Annotated in this window: 2 tRNA genes and 3 rRNA genes; all 5 read right to left on the reverse strand. The window is 54.3% G+C overall.

The features are described 5' to 3' along the window. Positions 1 to 51: 51 nt before the first annotated feature. Positions 52 to 165 (reverse strand): 5S ribosomal RNA (gene rrf, locus AC3A5T_RS16880). A 168-nt stretch (positions 166 to 333) separates the two neighbouring features. After that, a 23S ribosomal RNA gene (locus tag AC3A5T_RS16885) occupies positions 334 to 3,216 on the reverse strand. Between the two features lie 241 nt (positions 3,217 to 3,457). Continuing rightward, a tRNA-Ala gene (locus AC3A5T_RS16890) sits at positions 3,458 to 3,533 on the reverse strand. A gap of 3 nt (positions 3,534 to 3,536) precedes the next feature. After that, positions 3,537 to 3,613, reverse strand: a tRNA-Ile gene (locus AC3A5T_RS16895). Between the two features lie 73 nt (positions 3,614 to 3,686). Next, positions 3,687 to 5,231 (reverse strand): 16S ribosomal RNA (locus tag AC3A5T_RS16900). Together the 16S, 23S and 5S rRNA genes with 2 tRNA genes alongside form the textbook arrangement of a ribosomal RNA operon. Positions 5,232 to 5,641 lie beyond the last annotated feature (410 nt).

Here is a 5,641-nt window from a genome sequence, read left to right on the forward strand (position 1 = left end):
TCACGCAAAGAAAAACCCCCGCCGGATACCGGCGGGGGTTTTGGGTAAAAACCCTGGCGATGACCTACTCTCGCATGCTAGATGCACACTACCATCGGCGCATGTACGTTTCACTTCCGAGTTCGGAATGGGATCGGGTGGTTCCATACAGCTATAGTCACCAGGGAGAGGGTGGAGGGTCGCAGGTCGGTCCCGTGATCGGTCGCAGGGATGCGCTCGAAAGAGGGACTGACAGCGCTCACGCTCTCAGAGGTTGGGAAGTAGCGAACATTTTGTGACGACTCATTCGTGTCGTTGGCCAAGGATGCTTCGGTAGAAGCAACTTGAGGTTATATGGTCAAGCCACACGGATCATTAGTACTGGTTAGCTCAACACATTGCTGTGCTTACACACCCAGCCTATCAACCACCTGGTCTTGATGGTTCCTTCAGGGGAGTCAAGCTCCCGGGAGATCTCATCTTGAGGCGCGCTTCCCGCTTAGATGCTTTCAGCGGTTATCGCTTCCGAACATAGCTACCCGGCAGTGCCACTGGCGTGACAACCGGAACACCAGAGGTTCGTCCACTCCGGTCCTCTCGTACTAGGAGCAGCCCCTCTCAAATCTCCAACGCCCATGGCAGATAGGGACCGAACTGTCTCACGACGTTCTGAACCCAGCTCGCGTACCACTTTAAATGGCGAACAGCCATACCCTTGGGACCGACTACAGCCCCAGGATGTGATGAGCCGACATCGAGGTGCCAAACACCGCCGTCGATATGAACTCTTGGGCGGTATCAGCCTGTTATCCCCGGAGTACCTTTTATCCGTTGAGCGATGGCCCTTCCATACAGAACCACCGGATCACTAAGTCCTAGTTTCCTACCTGCTTGATCCGTCGATCTCGCAGTCAAGCACGCTTATGCCTTTGCACACAGTGCGCGATGTCCGACCGCGCTGAGCGTACCTTCGAGCTCCTCCGTTACTCTTTGGGAGGAGACCGCCCCAGTCAAACTACCCACCATACATGGTCCCCGATCCGGATAACGGACCTAGGTTAGAACGTCAAGCACGACAGGGTGGTATTTCAAGGTTGGCTCCACCACAGCTAGCGCCATGGTTTCAAAGCCTCCCACCTATCCTACACAGACGAACTCAACGTTCAATGTAAAGCTATAGTAAAGGTTCACGGGGTCTTTCCGTCTTGCCACGGGAACGCTGCATCTTCACAGCGATTTCAATTTCACTGAGTCTCGGGTGGAGACAGCGCCGCCATCGTTACGCCATTCGTGCAGGTCGGAACTTACCCGACAAGGAATTTCGCTACCTTAGGACCGTTATAGTTACGGCCGCCGTTTACCGGGGCTTCGATCAAGAGCTTCGCCTTGCGGCTGACCCCATCAATTAACCTTCCGGCACCGGGCAGGCGTCAGACCCTATACGTCCACTTTCGTGTTTGCAGAGTCCTGTGTTTTTGATAAACAGTCGCAGCGGCCTGGTCACTGCGGCCCCCGATCGCTGTAGCCCGCATGGGCCACGATCAAGGGCGCACCTTCTCCCGAAGTTACGGTGCTATGTTGCCTAGTTCCTTCACCCGAGTTCTCTCAAGCGCCTTAGAATTCTCTTCCTACCCACCTGTGTCGGTTTACGGTACGGTCTGCATAAGCTGAAGCTTAGGGGCTTTTCCTGGAAGCGTGGTATCAGTCACTTCGCTCTAATGAGCTCGTCTCGGTGCTCGGAGTTAAAGGGTCCCGGATTTGCCTAAGACCCACTCCTACCGCCTTTCTCCAGGACAACCAACGCCTGGTAGACCTAACCTTCTCCGTCCCCCCATCGCACTTATGCGAGGTGCTGGAATATTAACCAGCTTCCCATCGACTACGCATTTCTGCCTCGCCTTAGGGGCCGACTCACCCTGCGTCGATTAACGTTGCGCAAGGAAACCTTGGGCTTTCGGCGTGGAGGCTTTTCACCCCCATTATCGTTACTCATGTCAGCATTCGCACTTCCGATACCTCCAGCAGACTTCTCAATCTGCCTTCGACGGCTTACGGAACGCTCCTCTACCGCGCACAACAAAGTTGTGCACCCCAAGCTTCGGTTTATCACTTAGCCCCGTTAAATCTTCCGCGCAGACCGACTCGACCAGTGAGCTATTACGCTTTCTTTAAAGGGTGGCTGCTTCTAAGCCAACCTCCTGGCTGTCTGTGCCTTTCCACATCGTTTCCCACTTAGTGATAATTTGGGACCTTAGCTGTGGGTCTGGGTTGTTTCCCTTTTCACGACGGACGTTAGCACCCGCCGTGTGTCTCCCATGCAGTCTGTCTTGGTATTCGGAGTTTGCAATGGTTTGGTAAGTCGCAATGACCCCCTAGCCATAACAGTGCTCTACCCCCAAGAAGATTCACATGAGGCGCTACCTAAATAGCTTTCGAGGAGAACCAGCTATCTCCGGGTTCGATTAGCTTTTCACTCCTAATCACACCTCATCCCCTACCTTTGCAACGGGAGTGGGTTCGGACCTCCAGTTGATGTTACTCAACCTTCATCCTGGGCATGACTAGATCACCCGGTTTCGGGTCTATTGCCCGCGACTATGCGCCCTTATCAGACTCGGTTTCCCTTCGCCTCCCCTATACGGTTAAGCTTGCCACGAACAATAAGTCGCTGACCCATTATACAAAAGGTACGCAGTCACCTCTTGCGAGGCTCCTACTGCTTGTACGCACACGGTTTCAGGGTCTATTTCACTCCCCTCTCCGGGGTTCTTTTCGCCTTTCCCTCACGGTACTGGTTCACTATCGGTCGGTCAGGAGTATTTAGCCTTGGAGGATGGTCCCCCCATGTTCAGACAGGGTTTCTCGTGCCCCGCCCTACTCATTTTTCATCGACATGGCCCTTTCGCATACAGGGCTATCACCTTCTATGGCCGGTCTTTCCAGGACCGTTTTGCTAGAACCATATCGACTTTTGGGCTGTTCCCCGTTCGCTCGTCACTACTCAGGGAATCTCGGTTGATTTCTTTTCCTACGGTTACTTAGATATTTCAGTTCACCGCGTTCGCCTCGTACAGCTATGTATTCACTGCACGATACCTCCTAGGAGGTGGGTTTCCCCATTCGGACATTACCGGATCAAAGCTTGTTGCCAGCTCCCCGATACTTTTCGCAGGCTACCACGTCCTTCATCGCCTCTGACCGCCAAGGCATCCACCGTGTGCGCTTATTCGCTTGACCATATAACCCCAAGTTGCCTCGGAGCCATACTTCTGTCGATGGGTACAAAGCATCGACGCAAATATAACGACTCAATTTACTAGGGACTCGAGGTCCCCGCCTTAGCCACACGACACGTATGAGTTCTTGTCTCAGACGCTCGCTACTTCCCTATTTTTCAAAGAACCGTCGTCAGGCCACAGTGCCCGGCGACATTCAAATCTGATGTGTGCGCAGCGATCGGTGAATCATCCATCAAGAATGGTGGAGCCTGTCGGGATCGAACCGACGACCCCCTGCTTGCAAAGCAGGTGCTCTCCCAGCTGAGCTAAGGCCCCATGTGGTGGGTCTGGGAGGACTCGAACCACCGGCCTCACCCTTATCAGGGGTGCGCTCTAACCACCTGAGCTACAGACCCAGTCTTGCTTTTGATTACCAATCGTGCAGGTTACTTATGAGGACGCCTGGACAAGTCACGTGGTCTTGTCTCTAAAGGAGGTGATCCAGCCGCACCTTCCGATACGGCTACCTTGTTACGACTTCACCCCAGTCATCGGCCACACCGTGGCAAGCGCCCTCCCGAAGGTTAAGCTACCTGCTTCTGGTGCAACAAACTCCCATGGTGTGACGGGCGGTGTGTACAAGGCCCGGGAACGTATTCACCGCAGCAATGCTGATCTGCGATTACTAGCGATTCCGACTTCACGGAGTCGAGTTGCAGACTCCGATCCGGACTGAGAGAAGGTTTCTGGGATTGGCTTGCCCTCGCGGGTTTGCAGCCCTCTGTCCTTCCCATTGTAGTACGTGTGTAGCCCTGGCCGTAAGGGCCATGATGACTTGACGTCATCCCCACCTTCCTCCGGTTTGTCACCGGCGGTCTCCTTAGAGTTCCCACCATTACGTGCTGGCAACTAAGGACAAGGGTTGCGCTCGTTGCGGGACTTAACCCAACATCTCACGACACGAGCTGACGACAGCCATGCAGCACCTGTGTCACGGTTCCCGAAGGCACCAATCCATCTCTGGAAAGTTCCGTGCATGTCAAGGCCAGGTAAGGTTCTTCGCGTTGCATCGAATTAAACCACATACTCCACCGCTTGTGCGGGCCCCCGTCAATTCCTTTGAGTTTCAGTCTTGCGACCGTACTCCCCAGGCGGCGAACTTAACGCGTTAGCTTCGATACTGAGTTCCTAGTTGAACCCAACATCCAGTTCGCATCGTTTAGGGCGTGGACTACCAGGGTATCTAATCCTGTTTGCTCCCCACGCTTTCGTGCCTCAGTGTCAGTGCTGGTCCAGGTAGTCGCCTTCGCCACGGATGTTCCTCCCGATCTCTACGCATTTCACTGCTACACCGGGAATTCCACTACCCTCTACCGCACTCTAGCCTGCCAGTATCCAATGCAATTCCCAGGTTGAGCCCAGGGCTTTCACATCAGACTTAACAAACCACCTACGCACGCTTTACGCCCAGTAATTCCGAGTAACGCTTGCACCCTTCGTATTACCGCGGCTGCTGGCACGAAGTTAGCCGGTGCTTATTCTTTGGGTACCGTCAGAACAATCGGGTATTAACCGACTGCTTTTCTTTCCCAACAAAAGGGCTTTACAACCCGAAGGCCTTCTTCACCCACGCGGCATGGCTGGATCAGGCTTGCGCCCATTGTCCAATATTCCCCACTGCTGCCTCCCGTAGGAGTCTGGACCGTGTCTCAGTTCCAGTGTGGCTGATCATCCTCTCAGACCAGCTACGGATCGTCGCCTTGGTGGGCCTTTACCCCGCCAACTAGCTAATCCGACATCGGCTCATCTATCTGCGCGAAGCCCGAAGGTCCTCCGCTTTCACCCGTAGGTCGTATGCGGTATTAGCGTAAGTTTCCCTACGTTATCCCCCACAAATAGGCAGATTCCGATGTATTCCTCACCCGTCCGCCACTCGCCACCCAAGGAGCAAGCTCCTCTGTGCTGCCGTTCGACTTGCATGTGTTAGGCCTGCCGCCAGCGTTCACTCTGAGCCAGGATCAAACTCTTCACTTAAATGTTTCGACATCACCGAAGTGACATCTAATGCTTCGAGTGCAGATGTCTTTTCCAGAACTCGAACTACTCACCAGCATTTGCATGCTTTTGAATCTTTCTTGCTCTTTCTAGAACGTCTGCTAATGGACTCACGCCACCAGCCAGACGTCCGCATAAGTATCCTGCGCACACTGTCAAAGATCTGCGGAAGCGGCCTCAGCGCCTGCTTCCCACTGCCTCGTCGTTTCCTCCGAAGCGAGCCGCCCATGATAGCGCGGTTTTTGCTGCCGTCAACACCTCGTCGAGGGTGACTTTGAAGCGGCTTCCCCGTCCGGCCCGAAGGCGTTTCGTTGAAGCGAGCCGCACATATTACCGCGACTTTCGAGTCTGTCAACACCGCGTGAAGGCTGTTGTCGTTCTCGTCCCGC

The organism is Luteimonas sp. Soil_C_16 (genome assembly GCF_057657295.1).